Origin of the sequence: Leifsonia stereocauli, assembly GCF_038432415.1 — a bacterium.
Lineage (GTDB): Bacteria > Actinomycetota > Actinomycetes > Actinomycetales > Microbacteriaceae > Orlajensenia > Orlajensenia stereocauli.
Genome location: NZ_JBCAUN010000002.1, coordinates 684,854 through 701,947, shown reverse-complemented (window position 1 = coordinate 701,947; position 17,094 = coordinate 684,854). Strand labels below are relative to the sequence as shown.

Here is a 17,094-nt window from a genome sequence, read left to right as displayed (position 1 = left end):
GATAGTGCACACCACAGTCTTCGAACGAGCCCGGCCGGCGGCATCCGTCGTCAGCCATGCGCTGAGCGGAACCAGGCAGGCCTCGTTCTGGCTCGATGACCTGGCCGAGGCGACGCCCACCTACCCCCGACTGACGGGCGACCTCGTCGCCGACCTGGTGGTCGTGGGCGGCGGCTACACGGGGCTCTGGACCGCGCTGCTCGCCAAGCGTGAGCGGCCGGAGGCACGCGTTGTGCTGCTTGAGGCGAAGACGATCGGCTGGGCGGCGTCAGGTCGCAACGGCGGCTTCTGCGAGGCCAGCCTCACCCATGGCGACGAGAACGGCATCAGCCGCTTCCCACAGGAGTTCGACAGGTTGCAGGAACTCGGGCTGGCGAACCTCGACGAGATCGAGACCACGCTGCGCGAGCTCGGCGTGGACGCCGAGCTCGAGCGGAACGGCGCCATCGACCTCGCCGTGGAGCCGCACCAGGTCGAGTGGATGCGCGAGAGCGCCGGCGAACACGCGCTGTTCCTCGACGAGACCGCGGTTCGGGCCCAGGTGAACTCTCCCACCTATCTCGCCGGCGTCTGGCACACCCGCACCTCGGCTCTGGTGCACCCGGCGAAGCTCGCCTTCGGGCTGGCGCAGGCCGCCGCTGCCGCCGGTGTCGAGATCTTCGAGAACTCGCGAGTGCTCGGCCTCGACACCGCAGGCCTCAGCGTGGCGCAGGGAACAGACGTGCGCACGGCGACCGGCACGGTGCGCGCCGTGCGCACGGCTCTCGCGACCAACGTCTTCCCGAGCCTGCTCAAGCGCAACGCCCTGCAGACCGTTCCCGTCTACGACTACGCGCTCATGACCGAGCCGCTCAGCAGAGACCAACTCGACGCCATCGGCTGGGGGAACCGGCAGGGCCTCGGCGACTCGTCGAACCAGTTCCACTACTACAGGCTCAGCCGCGACAACCGCATCCTGTTCGGCGGCTACGACGCTGTCTACCACTACGGCGGCCGCATCCGTGCGGAATACGAGAACCGACCCGAGACCTTCCGCACCCTCGGCGAGCACTTCTTCACCACCTTCCCGCAGCTCGAGGGGCTGAGGTTCAGCCACCAGTGGGCCGGCGCCATCGACACCTGCAGCCGATTCTGCGCCTTCTTCGGCGCTGCGCGCGGCGGCCGCATCGCCTACGCCACCGGCTATACCGGGCTCGGCGTCGCCGCGACCCACTTCGGGGCGAAGGTCATGCTCGACCTGCTCGCCGGCCGCACGACCGAGATCACCGAGCTCGAGATGGTGAAGTCGCGTCCGCTGCCGTTCCCGCCCGAGCCCCTCGCCTCCATCGGCATCCAAGCCACCCGCTGGTCGCTCGATCGTGCCGACCACAACCGCGGCGAGCGCAACCTCATCCTCAAGGCCCTCGACGCCGTCGGCCTCGGGTTCGACTCCTGACGTCGCAGCCCAGCCTCATCCCCACCCCAAGCCCCACCCCGACGAGAGGACCAGCCGTGAGCTCTCCATCCCCTGCCACCGCCGTCATCGCCGACGCCGCCGACGCCACGGGATCGGTGAGCCTCCGCGGAATCACCAAGATCTTCGGCTCGGCCACAGCGGTCGACTCCATCGACCTCGAGGTGCGCTCCGGCGAATTCATCTCGCTCCTCGGCCCGTCGGGGTGCGGTAAGACGACGCTGCTCCGCATGATCGCGGGCTTCGAGCATCCGGATGCCGGAGACATCGTCGTGGGCGGCCAGTCCGTGGTCGACCTGCCCCCGCACAAGCGCCCGGTGAACACGGTGTTCCAGTCCTACGCCCTGTTCCCGCACATGACCGTGGCCGAGAACGTGGCATACGGCCTGCGCCAGAAGCGCGTGCCCAAGTCCGAGATCGCGCAGCGCGTGCAGGACTCGCTGGGCCTCGCCCAGATGGTGAGCTTCGCCGACCGCAAGCCGTCGACCCTCTCCGGCGGCCAGCAGCAACGCGTCGCCCTCGCCCGGGCCCTCGTCAACCGCCCCAAGGTGCTGCTGCTCGACGAGCCGATGAGCGCCCTCGACCGCAAGCTCCGCGAGGAGATGCAGATCGAGCTGAAGCTGCTGCAGAAGGAGCTCGGCATCACCTTCATCTTCGTCACCCACGACCAGCAGGAGGCGCTCTCGATGAGCGACCGCGTCGTGGTCATGCAGAGCGGAAGCGTGCAGCAGATCGGCAGCACCCAGGACGTCTACCTGAAGCCTGCCAACGAGTTCGTCGCAGGCTTCATCGGCAAGCAGAACTTCATAGACGCGTCGGTGTCGGGAACGGATGCGCTGGTCGCGGCAGACGGCACGTTCGCGGTCTCGGGCCTTCCGACCGGCGCCCGCGACGGCAGCGAGGTGCGAGCGGCGATCCGCGCCGAGGCCGTGCACGTCTCGGCGCAGCGTCCGGCCGGTGGCGGCCTCGAGGGCACCCTGGCGGGCATCTCCTTCCTCGGCGATGCCATCCAGTACGTCGTCGTGACGAGCTCCGGACTCGAGCTGATCGCCCGCGCGACACCGGATCGGGCCGAGCCGCTCGGCACCGGCGACACCGTCTGGTGTTCGTGGGACGCCAGCGAGCTGCGCGTGTTCGAGGCGGCCTGAGATGGCGGATCGCCCGGACATCCGCGCGCTGATCCCGCGTGCGGCATCCGCCCAGATCAGCCGCAGAGCCCTGCTCTCGGGTTTCATCGTGGTGGGAGCGACCAGCGTGCTCGCCGCCTGCTCCAAGAGCACGGGCTTCGCGCCGTCGAAGCTGCCGGACGGGGTGACGGAGAACCACCTCAACGTCTACAGCTGGGGCGACTACGACGACCCGGCGAACATCGCCGCCTTCCAGAAGACCGGGACGAGCGTGCAGTTCGACAGCTTCGGCTCGAACGAGGAGCTCATCGCCAAGCTCGGCGCGACGCGCGGAACGAGCGGCTACGACGTGATCGTGCCGACGGGCAGCTACATCCCGATCATGTCGGAGAACGGCCTGCTCGAGAAGCTCGACCACAGCATGCTGAAGAACCTCGGCAACGTCGATCCCCTCTACCTCGACCAGAGCTGGGACCCCGGCAACACCTACTCCGTCTGCAAGGACTGGGGCACGACGGGGTTCGCCTACGACACGCGCGCCATCCCCGGTGAGCTCACATCGTGGGCCGACTTCCTCGAGGCCGCCACCGGCGCTGCCAGCGGAGACGTGTCGCTGCTCGAAGACCCGTGGGAGGTCGCGAGCATCTACTTCGCCGCCAACGGCATCGACCCGAACACCACGGAGAAGGCCGACCTCGCCGCCGCAGACGAGTACCTCGTGAACACCCTCGCCCCGCACGTGAAGGCCTTCAACTCCACGGCCGTCACGAGCGGCATTCCCGAGGAGACCTTCACCCTCATGCAAGCCTTCAACGGCGACGCCAGGCAGGGGCTGCTCGCCAGCGACGACCCCGACAGCTGGAGATTCGTCTACCCGACTCCGACGGCCAACCTCTGGATGGACACCTGGGCCATCGCCAAGGGCGCGCAGAACATGGACGCCGCCTACGCCTTCATCGACTACATGCTCGAGCCCGAGGTCTCCTACCGCGAGGTGGACTACATCGGCTACAGCACGGGGGTGAAGGGCATCGACGAGCTGGCGGAGGAGAACGAGTTCGACTTCCCCGAGCTGGTCTTCCCCGCGGCCGACGTGATCGAGCGACTGACTCCGGCCGAACTCAACGACGCTGCCGGGCAGCTCGTGAAGACCCTGAACCGCATGATGGCGAAGGCAGGTTCGTGATGACGACGGATGCCGCTCCCCGCACGACAGCCCCGAGCAGCGCGCCCGGCACACCCGATGCGCCCCGCCCCCGCCGTCGCCGTCGCCGTCGCATCTCCGGCTACGAGGCACTCGGCTTCCCCACCTGGGCGTACGTCGTGTTCTTCTTCGTGGTGCCGCTCGGCCTCGTGCTCTGGTACTCCTTCGGCTACAAGCCCGACCTGTTCAACGCCCACGCCAACGACGTCCTGAGCCTCGATCGCTACGTGGAGGCCCTCGACGCCACCTTCATCGGCACGTTCTGGAACACCCTGCGCATCGGAGTCGTCGGCACCCTGATCTGCCTCGCCATCTCGGTGCCGTTCGCCTACTGGCTGGCCGTGAAGCTCGACCCCAAGTGGCGCCCCCTCGCCCTCGCCCTCGTGCTGGTGCCGTTCTGGACGAACTTCCTGGTGCGCACGCTCGGCTGGCAGATCATCCTGTCGCCACGCGGGTTCGTCTCCGACGCCCTGCAGAACCTCGGCATCATCGACGGCAGGCTCGACGTGCTCTACACGGCCGGGGCCGTGCAGCTCGGCGTGGTCTACAACTACCTTCCGCTCATGATCCTGCCGCTCTACGTCGCCATCGACCGCGCCGGCCCCGCGCTCCGCGAGGCCAGCGCCGACCTCGGAGCGAACCGGTGGAGGACGCTCTGGAATGTGACCCTTCCGCTCGCGGCCCCCGGGATCGCATCCGGATGCCTGCTCGTCTTCATCCCGTTGATGGGCGATTACATCACGGCGTCGGTGCTGGGTGGAGCGCAGGGCAACATGATCGGCCAGCTCGTGGCCAGCCAGTTCAACACCGCTCAGAACTGGGCTCTGGGGTCTGCCATGGCCGTGCTGCTCATGCTCTTCATCGCCGGCGCCGTCGCGGTCTTCGGCGGAATCGCCCTCATCGTGCGGGCGCTCGTGCGCCGAGCCCGTCGCGTCGATCTGAACGTCGAACTCCCGGAAGGTGCCTCATGAGTGCGAACACGGCGACGGCGGCTGTGGCCGCGATGGATCCGGCACGGGTGCGGAGAGCATCATCCAGTCCCCGGCGGCGACGTCGTGTCGACCCCGTGCGCGTCGGGCTCGCGATCTGGGGCATCGTGGTGTTCGCGTTCCTGTTCCTGCCGATCATCGTGATGTTCGCCTACTCCTTCAACACCGGCCGCCTGCTGGCGTCGTGGCAGGGCTTCGGCTTCACCGCCTACACCTCTGCGCTGGCGAACCCCGTGATCGTCGGCTCGGTGATCACGTCGATCTCCGCTGCCGCCGGCGCTGCGCTCCTCTCCACGCTGCTCGGCACGCTCGGCGGCATAGCGCTGGCCCGATCGCGCGCGAGCTCGCTCTCCGTCCTGCTGGCCACGGTGATCCTCGGCATCACGCTGTTCACCCCCGAGATCGTCGACGCCGTCTCGATGCTGCCCTGGTTCGTGAGTCTCGGAACCGACGCCGGCATCGGCCTGTTCAACAACGGTCTCGTGCGTCTCGTGGTCGCCCACGCCGTACTGTCGGTCGCTGTCGTGACCTTCATCATCAGGGCACGGATGGCCGGACTCGACGCCTCCCTCGAGGAGGCCGCGGCAGATCTCTATGCGACACCGTGGCGCCGCTTCACCCAGATCACGCTGCCCGTCGCGAGTCCGGCGATCTGGGCCGGCGCACTGATGTCGTTCACCCTGAGCCTCGACAACACCATCGTGTCGAGCTTCGTGCAGGTGCCCGGATCGACGCCGTGGCCGGTGTACATCTTCGCGTCGCTGCGTGTGGGCCTGCGACCCGAGATCGCGGCAGTGTCGACGGTGATGTTCCTGCTCACCCTGCTGGCGCTCGGCGTCGTCGCCTACGTGCTGCGACGGGGCGACCAGAGCGCCGAGGACATCGCGAAGACCCTGGCGGCCGGGTAGACCATGATCGACTCGACCCTGAAGACGGCGGCGCTCGCCCTGTCGATGTCGCTGGAGCCCGTGGCTGGCGAGCAGATCGTGGACGGAACCCCGCAGACCGGTTACGTCGAGCTGGCGCCGGTCGGCGACGGCACCGACATCGGCGTGTGGGAGATGACGGCCGGCGCGATGAGCGACACCGAGGCCGACGAGGTGTTCGTGGTCATCGCCGGGTCGGCCGAGGTGGAGTTCCTCGAGTCCGGCGAACGGGTGGTCTACGCCGTCGGCGACATCGGGCGACTGCAGGCCGGCCAGCGCACGATCTGGCGCGTGGCCGATCGCATCCGGAAGGTGTACGTCACCTAGCTGCTCGCTGAGGCCCGGACGAAGTCCGCGGTCGAAGCGCTTCCGCCGCGACGGTGTCGGGCTCCTTCGGGGCGCTTCGTGTCCTCAGTACGGCTCTCAGCGGCCGGGTGTCACCGCCGCGCCAACAGTGCAGCGTGCAACGCGCTGACGGTCTCGCCGTCGTCGAGGTCGACGTCGAGCAGGTCCTCGATGAGGGCGATGCGCTGGTAGAAGACCGAGCGCGAGAGGTGGCTGGCGGCAGCGGCCTTCGTGCGGTTGCCCGGATGCGACACGTAGGCCAGCAGCACCGCGAGCAGGTCGCCGTCCACCTCGAGGTCGTACTCGATGAGCGGCCGCAGCATCTGCTCGCTGTGCGCCTGCAACCGCGGGTCGCCGGCGAAGGCCGCGACCAGCCGCAGCAGCGGACGGTTCTCGGCCCGCAGCACCGCCACGCCGCGTCCTCGCTCCTCCCGAGGCGAGCGCAGCAGCTCCTGGGCCTCCTCGATCGAGGCGATGAGTCCGCTGAGGTCCCGCGCGACGGCACCGACCCCGATGATGAGGCCCGAGCCACCGCGGGCCAGGCGTCGCGCGAACTCGTCGAAGACCGCATCCGTCAGTCGGGCCTCGGGGGGAACCGACAGCGCCAGCACCTGGCCGCCGCCCTCGGCGCGGGGTGCGGCGATGACGGGTCCGCCGAGCAGGCTCGCGGCGGCGAGCACGTCGACCGGACCCTGGGCGCCACCGTTCCCGACGCCTGGATGCACGGCGATTCCGACCAGGGCACGGCCCCGCACGGGCAGCCCCGCGGCCTCGAAGCGAGCCGCGATCCCGGCATCCGAGCTGTAGCGCGCGCCCAGCAGGTCGGCCAGAAGTTGCTCGTTGCCGAGCCTGGTCCACTCGTCGGCGTCACCTTCCGCGAGCCGACCGATGGCCAGGGCGACGGCTGCCTGCTCCATCACCTGCGATCGCCCGGCCGTGTGCGGCTCGCCCGGCAGTGCGATGAGGGAACCCCAGCGGATGCCGCGAGCCTCGACGGCGACGGTGTCCCAGCCGGCGGCATCCGTCGTCGGCGTCTCCCGGGTCGTCTGGGTGGCCTGCGCGGTCTGCGGCGTCTGCACGCTCGCGTCGCGGTGCAGCGTGCGCGATGTCGACTCCCAGTCGGCGAGGGCCTCGTCTCCGGCGTCGAGCATCTCGGCAGCGACCACCCTGTGGTTGAGATCCTCGAGAACGACGGGAGCGCGCAGCACCCTCGCGAGCTGTTCGACGATGTACTCGGCCGTGCTGCCGCGCAGGCTCAATCCGATGAACAGCTCGTGCAGCCGGTCGCGCTCACGCAGCGCATCGGCCTGCTCCAGGATGATGCGGCTGTGCACGGCTTCGGTCACCGCGACGAACTTCACGATGCGCCGCAGCACGATGAGTGGCAGCCCGGCCTCGTCGCAGGCCTCGACGAGAGCCGACGGCACGGCGTCGAGGCGACCGCCGAGCTCGAGCACGAGACCGGCGACGCGCACCCGCCGGAGCCGCTCCACGAAGGCCGTCAGTTCGGCTGGCTCATCAGACCAGCCGGCCCCCGTCGAGAGCAGAAGCTCACCGCCGTCGAGCAGGTCGGCCGCGTCGAGGTTGTCGCTCACGTGCACCCAACGCACGGCCCGATCGAGGGCCCCGGTGCCCGCGACGATCTCGGGATCACCAGCCTGCAGGACGGGGAGCCGCACGATGTCGAGCACGGTCGGAAGCGAGGCCTCGAAGCCACTCGGACGATCTGTAGCATCCGTCGGCGAACCGCGACGTTCTGGCATGGATATCACCTTCGGCGCTCTGTGATCATGGGGAAATCCAGCATAAGCCGGTGTCGGGCAGACCGTTCGACGGATCCAGAAAGCGAGACCGCCATGGCACTCGTCCAGCACTTCATCAACGGCGTCGAGACCGGCGAGCCCGAGCGCACAGGCCCGGTGTTCAACCCGGCCACGGGCGCGAGGCAGCACGACGTGGTCTACGCCTCCGTCGCCGACGTCGAGCAGGCGATCGCTGCGGCGAAGGCCGCACTGCCGGGCTGGCGCGCCACCAGCCTGATCAAGCGCGCCGACGTGTTCTTCCGTCTGCGTCACCTGCTGCGCGAGCGCACCCCCGAGCTCGCCGCCATCGTCACGAGCGAGCACGGCAAGGTCCTCTCCGATGCGGCCGGTGAGATCTCGCGCGGCCTGGAGAACGTGGAGTTCGCCGCCGGCCTCGTGCACCTGCTGAAGGGCGAGCGCAGCGAGCAGGTCTCCAGGGGCGTCGACGTGCACTCCGTGAAGCAGCCCGTCGGCGTCGTCGGCGCCATCACCCCGTTCAACTTCCCCGTCATGGTGCCGCTCTGGATGGTCGCCAGCGCCATCGCCTTCGGCAACACGGTCGTGCTGAAGCCCAGCGAGAAGGATCCGTCGGCGTCGCTCTTCCTGGCCAAGCTGTTCCAGGAGGCCGGCCTTCCCGACGGCGTGCTCAACGTCGTCAACGGCGACAAGCTCGCCGTCGACACCATCCTCGACAGCCCCGACGTCGCCGCCGTCTCCTTCGTCGGTTCCACCCCCATCGCCCAGTCGATCTACCGTCGCGCGAGCGACAACGGCAAGCGCGTCCAGGCCCTCGGCGGCGCCAAGAACCACATGGTCGTGATGCCGGATGCCGACATCGACGCCGCGGCCGATGCCGCTGTGTCCGCCGCCTACGGCTCGGCAGGCGAGCGCTGCATGGCCGTCTCGGTGCTGGTCGCCGTCGGCGACGTCGCAGACGACCTCGTCGAGGCCGTGCGTTCGCGCATGGGGACGCTCGTCATCGGCGACGGAACCGACAGCGCCAGCGAGATGGGTCCGCTCATCACCCGCGAGCACCGCGACAAGGTCGCCTCGTACGTCACGGGCGCCGCCGCCGAGGGCGCATCCGTCATCGTCGACGGCACCGAGAAGCAGTTCGACAACGATGGCTTCTTCGTGGGCGTGAGCCTGCTCGACCACGTCACCACCGAGATGAAGGCCTACCAGGACGAGATCTTCGGCCCGGTGCTCTCCGTCGTGCGCGTCGACTCCTACGAGGCCGCTGTCGCCCTCATCAACGCCAACCGCTTCGGCAACGGCGTCGCCATCTTCACCCGTGACGGCGGCACCGCGCGCCAGTTCGAGTTCGAGGTCGAGGTCGGCATGGTCGGCGTCAACGTGCCGATCCCGGTGCCCGTCGGCGCGTACTCGTTCGGCGGCTGGAAGGACTCGCTGTTCGGCGACTCGCACATCTACGGCCCCGAGTCCGTGCACTTCTACACGCGCAGCAAGGTCGTGACCACGCGCTGGCCCGACCCGTCGGAGTCGCAGGTCGACCTCGGCTTCCCGAGCAACCACTGAAGCCACCCCTCGCCTCGAGTTGCCCACTTCCGCCAGTCGGAGCACGCCCGCACTGGCGGAAGTGGGCAACTCGCGAGATCCAGAAGAGAGCCGAACCATGACCGACACCTTCACGACCTCGACCGCCTCCTACGTCGACCGCCACGGCAGCACCCACCAGCTGCCGGATGCCGCTGCCGACGCGCAGGTGCGCGCCGACGACCGCGGCCACGTGTTCCACTCCTGGAGCGCTCAGGCGAAGATCGACCCGCTGCCCATCGCGACTGGCGAGGGCTCCACGTTCTGGGACTACCAGGGCAACGCCTACCTCGACTTCTCGTCGCAGCTGGTGAACCTCAACCTCGGGCACCAGCACCCCGATCTCGTCGCCGCCATCCAGCAGCAGGCCGGCCGGCTCGCCACCATCCAGCCGATCATGGCGAACGATGTGCGCGGCGAGCTCGCCCGTCGCATCGCCGATGTCGCTCCCGGCGACCTCGACAAGGTGTTCTTCACGAACGGCGGTGCCGATGCCAACGAGTACGCCGTGCGCATGGCGCGCGCCGTCACCGGCCGCCGCAAGGTGCTCTCGATGTACCGCAGCTACCACGGTGGAACGGCGACTGCCATCTCGCTCACCGGCGACCCGCGCCGCTGGGCGAACGAGCCGAGCGACGGGTCCGTCGCGCACTTCTTCGGCCCGTACGCCTACAGGTCGGCATTCCACGCGACCACCGAGGCCGAGGAGGCGCAGCGTGCTCTGGAGCACCTCGAGAACCTCATCGTGCTCGAGGGCGCGAACACCGTCGCCGCCGTCATCATCGAGACCATCGTGGGCACCAACGGCGTTCTCGTGCCGCCGGCCGGCTACCTTCCCGGTGTGCGCGCCCTGTGCGACAAGTACGGCATCGTCTACATCGCCGACGAGGTCATGGTGGGCTTCGGCCGTATCGGCGAGTGGTTCGCCGTCAACCACTTCGGCGTCACCCCCGACCTCATCACCTTCGCCAAGGGAGTGAACTCGGGCTACGTGCCGCTCGGCGGAGTCGTCATCTCCGAGCGCATCGCCGCACATTTCGACGACGTCGCCTTCGCCGGCGGCCTGACCTACTCCGGACACCCCCTGGCCTGCGCCGCCGGAGTCGCCACCTTCGAGGTGTTCGAGCGCGACGCCATCCTGGAGCGCGTGCGCGACCTCGGATCACGCGCCGTCGAGCCCGCCCTGCGTGCGATGGCCGAGCGGCATCCGTCGGTCGGAGAGGTGCGCGGAGTCGGCCTGTTCTGGGCGATCGAGCTCATTCGTGATGCGGCGACGCGCGAGCCCCTGGTTCCCTTCAACGCCTCGGGCCCGGATGCCGCTCCCATGGCGGAGCTCGCCTCCGCGTGCAAGGCCGCCGGGCTCTGGCCGTTCACGCACTTCAACCGCGTGCACGTCGCTCCCCCGCTCGTCATCACGGAGGAGGAGCTGGTGCGCGGCCTGGCGATCATCGACGAGGCGCTCGAGGTGGCCGACCGCTACGTAGCGTGACCCTCGCACGCCGCGCAAGGGGTCCCCACCCCTGAGGTCGGCTTCCGAGGCGACCGCTAGGCTGACGGACGCTCGACCCGCGACCCGGGGGCCGAGCTTTTCCGACGACAAGGACACCACGCATGGTCACGTTCTCCATCCTGCTGCTCATCGGCCTTCTCGGCGCCGTCTTGGCCCTCATCGACGGCGTGCAGCGCGCTCGTGGACGCGGCACAGCTGTCCTCGCGATCATCGAGATCGTCGTGGCAGCCCTGTTCCTGCTCTCGCTCTTCATTCCGGGCATCCCGTTCGGTTCGCTCGTGCTCGCCGTCGTGACTCTCGTCGTGCTCATCGTGCAGCTCGTGCTGCGCGGCGGACGCAAGCGCGCAGGAATCGGCCTCACCGTCGCCGCCATCGTCCTTCTGGTCGTCTGGATCGTCCTGGTTCAGAACTGGCTGGTCATCCCGGGCGTCAACTAGGCGAGAGACTCCGCTCGCTGAGGGCCGAGCGCAGCAACCGCCAGACTCCGCTCGCTGAGGGCCGAGCGCAGCAACCGCCCGAAGCGTCGGTCAGCGCGCTTCGACCGCGCGCTGCGCGCGGGTCTCAGCGAACGGAGACCAGCACCCCGTCCTCGCGGCGCGGGATTCCCAGCGGGTTGCCGTCGGCGAGTTCCGCCGGGAGAACTGATGCCGGAGCATCCTGGTAGGCGATCGGCTGCAGGAACCGCCGGATGGCCGACGCCCCCACCGAGGAGTGCAGCGAGGCCGTCGTCGCCGGCCACGGACCCCCGTGCTGCTGCCCCCACGCGATGGCGACACCTGTCGGCCAGCCGTTGAAGATCACGCGGCCGGCGATCCGCGAGAGTGCGGCGGCCAGAGCCGGCACGTCCTCCTCCGGAGCGTGGTGGATGCTGGCCGTGAGCGATCCGTCGAGCACCGCGAGAGCGGCGCCGAGCGCCGCGGGGTCGCCATCCGGATACCGCACCAGCACTGTCAGCGGGCCGAAGTGCTCTTCGAGGAAGGCCTCCGGCTCGGCCACGAAGGCATCCAGGCTCACGGCGACGACGAGCGGGGAGGCGGCATCCGCCCCCGATCCGCCGTCGAAGACCACCTCGACGTCGTCGCGCTCGAGCAGCGCCTCCGTGCCGCGCGCGAACGCCGTCTCCATGCCGTCGGTCAGCAGGCGGTGACTGGGCACCCCCGAGAGCGCTGCCGCCAGCACCGACTCGAAGCCTGTCTCGACGGGCACGAACACCAGGCCGGGCTTGGTGCAGTACTGCCCGCCGTCGCGCGTGAACGAGGCCGCGAGGCCCGATGCCACGGCGGCGACGCCGTCGGGGGTCGACGCGGCCGTCGGCGTGACGACCACCGGGTTGATCGAGCCGAGCTCGCCGTAGAACGGGATCGGGGCGGGGCGGGCACACGCGAGGTCGAACAGCGCCCGTCCGACGCGCGTCGATCCGGTGAAGCCGACGGCCGAGACCAGCGGATGCTGCACCAGCGCCACGCCGGCATCGATGCCCTCCACCAGCCCGAAGCATCCGGCAGGCGCACCGGAGTCGGCGAGAACGCGCTCGGCCAGTGCAGCGACACGGCGCGACAGTTCCGGATGCCCGGGATGAGCCTTGACGACTACGGGGCAGCCCGCGGCGAAGGCCGAGGCCGTGTCGTTGCCGAGCACCGAGAAGGCGAATGGGAAGTTCGACGCCGCGAAGACGGCGACGACACCGAGAGGGCGGAGCATCCTCCGCAGCGACGGCCGTGGGGGGAGCAGCGAGGGATCAGCTGAATCGATCGTCGCCTCGACATAGCTGCCCTCGATCGCGACGCCGGCGAAGAAGCGCAGCTGGTTCACCGTGCGCGTGATCTCGCCGTCGAGGCGTCCCTCGGACAGGTGCGTCTCGATGCGTGCGATGGCCAGCAGTTCGGCACGGTCGGCGTCGACGGCGTCGGCGAGCGCGTGCAGCCAGAGTGCACGGTTGGCGCGATCGGTGAGTGAGAACTCGGATGCCGCGGCCGCCGCGACGATGGCGGCGAGCTCGTCTCCCGTGGTGTCGGCGTGGACCACGGCGCTCATGCGACCGACGCCGATGAGAAGGCGGCGATGCCCGTGAGCTCTCGGCCGAGCACGAGCTGGTGGATCTCGTCGGTGCCCTCGTAGGTGCGCACGGACTCGAGGTTTGCCATGTGCCGCATCACCGGGAAGGCGCTGGTGATGCCGTCGCCCGCGAGGATCGAGCGCGCCTCGTGTGCGATGTGCAGCGCCTCGCGCACGCTGTTGAGCTTGCCCACGCTGATCTGCGCCGGCGTGAGGGTGCCGCGCTCCTTGAGCCTGCCCAGGTGCAGGGCCAGCAGGACGCCCTTCTCGTATTCGACGAACATGTCGGCCAGCTTGCCCTGCACGAGCTGCCGAGCGCCGATCGGCTCGCCGAAGACCTCGCGAGTGCGAGCGCGTCCGAGCGCCGCCTCCAGGCAGCTGCGGGCCGCACCCATCGCTCCCCAGACGATGCCGTACCGTGCCTCGTTCAGGCAGGAGAAGGGGCCGGACAGGCCGCGCGCACCGGGCAGCACGGCATCGGCGGGAAGCCGCACGCCCTCGAGGGTCACATCGCACTGGATCGAGGCGCGCATCGACAGCTTGCCGTCGATGGGCGTCGCAGAGAAGCCCTCGGTCTCAGTCGGAACGACGAAGCCGCGCACCGCCGTCGAGCCGTCGCTGTCCGTCGCCTTCGCCCAGATCACGGCGACGTCGGCGATGCTCGCGAGGCCGATCCAGCGCTTCGCGCCGTCGAGCACCCACTCCTCGCCGTCGCGGCGGGCCGTCGTGGTCATGGCGGCCGGATCGCTGCCGCCGCTCGGTTCGGTGAGCCCGAAGCATCCGATGGCCTCACCCGTGGCCATGCGCGGAAGCCAGTGCTGCTTCTGCTCCTCGCTGCCGTGCTTGTAGATGGCCGACATGGCCAGTGACCCCTGCACCGACACGAAGGTGCGCCAGCCGCTGTCGGCCGACTCGAGTTCGAGGCACACGAGCCCGTACGCGACGGCACCGGCTCCAGCGCAGCCGTATCCCTGCAGGTGCATTCCGAGGAATCCGGCCGCGCCCAGCTCCGCGACGAGCTCACGCCGGAAATACTTGCTCTCGAAGTCGTCCTCGATGACAGGCAGGATGCGTTCGGTCGCGAAAGTGCGCGCCTTCTGCTGCCAGCTGCGCTCCTCGTCCGTGAGCAGGGCGTCGAGGTCGAACACTGTGTCGACGATGAGAGTGGAGTCGGTGCTCATACGGTTCCTTCGGTGCTGGAGGCGAGGGGCGATTCGGTGACGGATGCCGGAACGGAGGCCGCGCGGTCGGATGGCGCGAGCCAGTCGGCTCCGGTGTGCTCCCCGAGCAGCGGCGGGCGCGAGCCGTAGGCGGCTGGGGCGCTCTCGAGGCGGATGGGGTTGGCGATCGACCGGCTGCCGTCGACCTCGACAACCGGCGCGAGTCCGAGCGACTCGGCGAAGGCGATGGCCTCGCCGACGTCGTTCACGAGCCCGGCCGGGACGCCGGCGGCGCTCAGGCGCGATACCCAGTCGGAGGCCGGAGCCGCTGCCAGGCGCTGCTCGATGACGGTGCGCAGCTCGCCGCGATGCGCGACCCGCAGCGGGTTGCTGGCGAAGCGGGGGTCCATTCCGATCGTCACAGCATCGCTTGCCGAAGGCAGCGACGAAGTCGCCGCCGAGGTGCTCGTTCCCTCCACCACCGCAGCCAACGCCTGGAACTGCCGGTCGTTGCCCACGGCGATCACGAGGTCGCGGTCAGCCGCGCGGAACGACTCGTAGGGGGCGATGCTCGGGTGCGCGTTGCCCATCCGCCCCGGGGCGACGCCCGTGGCGAGGGTGCTCGACGCCTGGTTGACGAGGCCCGAGAGCAGGCTGGAGAGCAGGTCCACCTCGACCAGGGACCCGGCACCTCCGACGGCGTCCCGAGCCCGCAGTGCCAGCAAAATGCCCGACAGTGCATTGAGCCCGGTGAGCACGTCGACGAGGGCGACCCCGGCTTTGGTCGGGTCGCCGTCGGACGACCCGGTCACGCTCATGAGCCCGCCGACGGCCTGCACGAGCAGGTCGTACCCGGGCAGTGCGGCTCCCTCGCCAGCACCGAAGCCGGTGATCGAGCAGTAGACGACTCCGGGGTTGGCGGCCCGCACGGACTCGAAGTCGAGGCCGAAGCGATCCATCACGCCGGGCCTGAAGTTCTCGACGACGACGTCGGCCGAGAACGCCAGCCGTCGCGCTTCGGCGAGGCCGGCATCCGTCGCCAGATCCAGCACCACCGAGCGCTTGTTGCGATTGACGGCGGCGAAGTAGGTGGAGGCACCGGATGCATCCACCGGCGGAACCCACGCCCGGGTGTCATCTCCCGCCGGCGACTCGATCTTCACGACGTCGGCGCCGAAGTCGGCGAGCATCATCGTGGCGTAGGGCCCGGCGAGCACCCTGGAGAAGTCGGCGACGCGCACGCCGGAGAGCGGCCCTCGCCGTTCCCCGTCATCGCTGGTCATCCATCCGCCTTCGCATGTCCCGAATGCGATTCATCCTAGACCGAATGATTTTCGGAGGGCCAGCCCTCGCTTCGGTTAGGGTGATGGCCATGGGCGATTCACAGGCGAGGGCGGATGCGCAGGCCCCGCGGGTCGGATCCGCCGCTCGCGAGGCGATCTTCGCGCAACTGGCAGACACCGGCCGCTCGGAGCAGGTGGCCCAGCGGCTGACGGACGCCATCATCCTCGGCGTGCTCGCGCCGGGAGAGCGCCTGCCCAGCGAGCCCGATCTCTCGCGTCGCTTCGGCGTTGCCCTCATCACCGTGCGCGAGGGCCTCGGCATCCTGCGCGACGCCGGCCTGGTGGAGACCCGGCGCGGCCGCGAGGGCGGCAGCTTCGTCACCGGCGACGCCCTGCACGGCGGACTGCTCGACGCCCGCCTGCACGCCCTGACCCAGGTCGAACTCTCCGACATGGCCGTCTACTTCGCGACCATCCTGGCCGGCTGCGCCGAGCGTGCTGCCGTGCGGGCGACGGATGCCGAGGGCGAGCGCCTCGCGGCCCAGGTCGCCGGCATCGACGTCGCCACGGCCGCTGCGGCGCGCTTCGACATCGGCGGGCTGTTCCTCGAGCTCGCCGTGCTCAGCCAGTCGGCCCGCCTCGTGCGGGAGCAGATCCGCGTGCAGGCCGAGTTCGGCCCGCTCCTGCTGCTCGCCCTCGATGACGACGACACCCGCGTGTCGGTGCTGAGCACGAGCACGGCCATCGCTGCGGCCGTGAGCGCCCACGCTCCCGCCGTCGCCCGCGAGCTCGTCTCGGCCATGGTGCAGACCCTCGCAGAGGGCCTGCTCGCCGCCAAGACCAGCCTGCACCGCGAGGAGGTGCGCCGTGACCGCGACACTGCCGACGACGTCGCCTGAGCACTGCGCCGCAGCCGTCAGCGAACTGTTCTCCGAGGTCTTCGAGCAGCTCGCCGGCTGGCGCGATGAGATCGTGGCCACGCTCACCGATGGCGCAACGCCGGCGTCGGCGGCATCCGTCGACGACCTCGTCTCATCGAGGGTGCTGCCCGAGCTCGTCAGCGAGAACCCCCTGCTCGTCGGGGCCGGCTTCATCGCGGCCCCCGGCGTCGTCGCCGGACGCGACGTGCACTTCGCCTGGTGGCTCGGCCCCCTCGACGCCGGCCCGCTCTTCGGCAGCACGACAGAGCCCACCCGTCTCGACCTCACCACCCGGTCTCACGCCGAGTACCTGCGCGACGTGCGCGCCCTCGAGTGGTACGCCACTCCGGCCGAGACGCAGGCGACCCACGTCACGGGCCCCTACGTCGATCACCTCTGCACCTGCGACTACATCCTCACCCTCACGATGCCCGTGACGGTGGGCGAGCGGATGCTGGGTGTGGTCGGAGCCGACATCGCCGTGCGTCGCCTCGAACGCGAACTGCTCCCCCTGCTGCTGCTCATCGACGAGCCGCTCGCCCTGGTCAACGCAGCAGGCCGCGTCATCATCTCGACGGATCCCTCCGCCCAGCCGGGATCGCTCCTCACCGGAGCGGCCGAACAGTTCGTCTGCGCGGGAACGCCGCTCGCGATCGATCGCCTGCCCTGAATCATTGCAAACCGGATGTTTTCTGGCTGCCGGTGATTTAGGCTGATCCTCGTGCAGGCAGTGACGCGGCGCCACCGTGGATCCGCATCCAGC

At 69.6% G+C, this 17,094-nt stretch carries 15 protein-coding genes; 11 read left to right on the top strand and 4 right to left on the bottom strand.

The window, feature by feature from the left end:
- Positions 1-4 precede the first annotated feature (4 nt).
- From AADV74_RS12200 to AADV74_RS12175, 6 genes are read left to right on the top strand one after another with little or no spacing between them, the layout of a single operon-like run.
- Positions 5-1,435, top strand: coding sequence for an NAD(P)/FAD-dependent oxidoreductase (locus AADV74_RS12200; protein ID WP_342114424.1), 1,431 nt, complete (start codon positions 5-7; stop codon positions 1,433-1,435).
- Between the two features lie 56 nt (positions 1,436-1,491).
- Positions 1,492-2,601 (top strand): ABC transporter ATP-binding protein, encoded by a 1,110-nt coding sequence (locus tag AADV74_RS12195; RefSeq protein ID WP_342114422.1) that lies wholly within the window; start codon positions 1,492-1,494, stop codon positions 2,599-2,601.
- Between the two features lies 1 nt (position 2,602).
- A complete protein-coding gene (locus AADV74_RS12190; RefSeq protein WP_342114420.1) occupies positions 2,603-3,766 on the top strand; it encodes a polyamine ABC transporter substrate-binding protein in 1,164 nt (387 codons plus the stop codon).
- Positions 3,766-4,755 carry an ABC transporter permease gene (locus AADV74_RS12185; RefSeq protein ID WP_342114418.1) on the top strand — a complete coding sequence of 330 codons (990 nt, stop codon included), beginning with the start codon at positions 3,766-3,768 and terminating at the stop codon, positions 4,753-4,755. The genes AADV74_RS12190 and AADV74_RS12185 overlap by 1 nt, the downstream gene beginning before the upstream one ends.
- Positions 4,752-5,681, top strand: coding sequence for an ABC transporter permease (locus tag AADV74_RS12180; RefSeq protein WP_342114416.1), 930 nt, complete (start codon positions 4,752-4,754; stop codon positions 5,679-5,681). Before AADV74_RS12185 ends, AADV74_RS12180 begins: the two co-directional genes overlap by 4 nt.
- A 3-nt stretch (positions 5,682-5,684) precedes the next feature.
- Positions 5,685-6,026, top strand: coding sequence for a cupin domain-containing protein (locus AADV74_RS12175; RefSeq protein WP_342114414.1), 342 nt, complete (start codon positions 5,685-5,687; stop codon positions 6,024-6,026).
- 110 nt (positions 6,027-6,136) lie between these two features.
- On the opposite strand, the gene AADV74_RS12170 is transcribed toward AADV74_RS12175, so the two are convergent.
- Positions 6,137-7,807, bottom strand: a complete 1,671-nt coding sequence (locus AADV74_RS12170) for a PucR family transcriptional regulator (protein ID WP_342114412.1) — start codon at positions 7,805-7,807, stop codon at positions 6,137-6,139.
- Positions 7,808-7,900: 93 nt separating this feature from the next.
- Here AADV74_RS12170 and AADV74_RS12165 point away from each other — a divergent pair, with 93 nt between their 5' ends.
- The 3 genes from AADV74_RS12165 (at position 7,901) to AADV74_RS12155 (ending at position 11,350) form a co-directional block, all read left to right on the top strand.
- A complete protein-coding gene (locus AADV74_RS12165) occupies positions 7,901-9,385 on the top strand; it encodes a CoA-acylating methylmalonate-semialdehyde dehydrogenase (protein ID WP_342114411.1) in 1,485 nt (494 codons plus the stop codon).
- A 97-nt stretch (positions 9,386-9,482) separates the two neighbouring features.
- Complete coding sequence (locus AADV74_RS12160; protein WP_342114409.1) at positions 9,483-10,892, top strand: aspartate aminotransferase family protein; 1,410 nt, start codon at positions 9,483-9,485, stop codon at positions 10,890-10,892.
- Positions 10,893-11,014: 122 nt separating this feature from the next.
- The gene (locus AADV74_RS12155) at positions 11,015-11,350 is read left to right on the top strand and encodes a hypothetical protein (RefSeq protein WP_342114408.1); all 336 of its coding nucleotides are present in this window, start codon (positions 11,015-11,017) and stop codon (positions 11,348-11,350) included.
- 124 nt (positions 11,351-11,474) lie between these two features.
- On the opposite strand, the gene AADV74_RS12150 is transcribed toward AADV74_RS12155, so the two are convergent.
- The 3 genes from AADV74_RS12150 to AADV74_RS12140 are packed head-to-tail and all read right to left on the bottom strand — an operon-like array spanning position 11,475 to position 15,411.
- Positions 11,475-12,947: an aldehyde dehydrogenase (NADP(+)) gene (locus AADV74_RS12150; RefSeq protein ID WP_342114406.1), complete on the bottom strand. Its 1,473-nt coding sequence runs from the start codon at positions 12,945-12,947 to the stop codon at positions 11,475-11,477.
- Entirely contained in the window at positions 12,944-14,149 is a 1,206-nt protein-coding gene (locus AADV74_RS12145; RefSeq protein WP_342114405.1) for an acyl-CoA dehydrogenase family protein, read from the bottom strand. The genes AADV74_RS12150 and AADV74_RS12145 overlap by 4 nt, the downstream gene beginning before the upstream one ends.
- Entirely contained in the window at positions 14,146-15,411 is a 1,266-nt protein-coding gene (locus tag AADV74_RS12140; RefSeq protein WP_342114403.1) for a CaiB/BaiF CoA transferase family protein, read from the bottom strand. Before AADV74_RS12140 ends, AADV74_RS12145 begins: the two co-directional genes overlap by 4 nt.
- 89 nt (positions 15,412-15,500) lie before the next feature.
- On the opposite strand from AADV74_RS12140, the gene AADV74_RS12135 reads away from it, so the two are divergent.
- Complete coding sequence (locus tag AADV74_RS12135) at positions 15,501-16,310, top strand: FadR/GntR family transcriptional regulator (RefSeq protein ID WP_342114401.1); 810 nt, start codon at positions 15,501-15,503, stop codon at positions 16,308-16,310.
- Complete coding sequence (locus AADV74_RS12130) at positions 16,279-17,001, top strand: cache domain-containing protein (protein WP_342114399.1); 723 nt, start codon at positions 16,279-16,281, stop codon at positions 16,999-17,001. The genes AADV74_RS12135 and AADV74_RS12130 overlap by 32 nt, the downstream gene beginning before the upstream one ends.
- Positions 17,002-17,094: the final 93 nt, after the last annotated feature.